The 1168-nt window shown below is 59.8% G+C and carries 1 protein-coding gene and 1 pseudogene; both read left to right on the top strand.

The annotated features are described in order from the left end of the window. Positions 1–18: 18 nt before the first annotated feature. Entirely contained in the window at positions 19–834 is an 816-nt protein-coding gene (gene sul2 / locus FTU03_RS16035) for a sulfonamide-resistant dihydropteroate synthase Sul2 (RefSeq protein ID WP_001043260.1), read from the top strand. Positions 835–920: 86 nt separating this feature from the next. Further along, positions 921–1168 (top strand): annotated as a pseudogene (gene glmM / locus FTU03_RS16030) (phosphoglucosamine mutase); the annotation flags it as partial.

The following is a 1168-nucleotide window of genomic DNA, read 5'->3' as shown; positions in this document are numbered from 1 at the left end:
ATTATTATAGAAGCCCCCATGAATAAATCGCTCATCATTTTCGGCATCGTCAACATAACCTCGGACAGTTTCTCCGATGGAGGCCGGTATCTGGCGCCAGACGCAGCCATTGCGCAGGCGCGTAAGCTGATGGCCGAGGGGGCAGATGTGATCGACCTCGGTCCGGCATCCAGCAATCCCGACGCCGCGCCTGTTTCGTCCGACACAGAAATCGCGCGTATCGCGCCGGTGCTGGACGCGCTCAAGGCAGATGGCATTCCCGTCTCGCTCGACAGTTATCAACCCGCGACGCAAGCCTATGCCTTGTCGCGTGGTGTGGCCTATCTCAATGATATTCGCGGTTTTCCAGACGCTGCGTTCTATCCGCAATTGGCGAAATCATCTGCCAAACTCGTCGTTATGCATTCGGTGCAAGACGGGCAGGCAGATCGGCGCGAGGCACCCGCTGGCGACATCATGGATCACATTGCGGCGTTCTTTGACGCGCGCATCGCGGCGCTGACGGGTGCCGGTATCAAACGCAACCGCCTTGTCCTTGATCCCGGCATGGGGTTTTTTCTGGGGGCTGCTCCCGAAACCTCGCTCTCGGTGCTGGCGCGGTTCGATGAATTGCGGCTGCGCTTCGATTTGCCGGTGCTTCTGTCTGTTTCGCGCAAATCCTTTCTGCGCGCGCTCACAGGCCGTGGTCCGGGGGATGTCGGGGCCGCGACACTCGCTGCAGAGCTTGCCGCCGCCGCAGGTGGAGCTGACTTCATCCGCACACACGAGCCGCGCCCCTTGCGCGACGGGCTGGCGGTATTGGCGGCGCTGAAAGAAACCGCAAGAATTCGTTAACTGCACATTCGGGATATTTCTCTATATTCGCGGTTCAGCAGGCATGTCCCCTTTGAGGGCGACCCGACGACAGGATAATCGACCTTATGGTGCGCAAATATTTCGGCACAGACGGTATTCGTGGCAAAGCCAACGAAGGCGCGATGACGGCGGAAACCGCCTTGCGCGTCGGCATGGCGGCTGGCCGTGTCTTTCGTCGCGGTGACCACCGCCATCGTGTCGTGATCGGCAAGGATACGCGCCTGTCGGGCTATATGCTTGAACCCGCGCTCACAGCCGGTTTCACCTCGATGGGCATGGACGTATTCCTTTTTGGCCCGCTGCCGACAACGTA

It is taken from the genome of Acinetobacter sp. YH12046 (assembly GCF_013419905.1).
GTDB lineage: Bacteria > Pseudomonadota > Gammaproteobacteria > Pseudomonadales > Moraxellaceae > Acinetobacter.
The sequence above is the reverse complement of the archived record's forward strand: the minus strand, read 5'-3'. Positions and strand labels throughout refer to the sequence as shown.

Coding starts and splice junctions, on each gene's coding strand:
- sul2 (WP_001043260.1), top strand. CDS start 19: ATGAATAAATCGCTCATCATTTTCGGCATCGTCAACATAACCTCGGAC.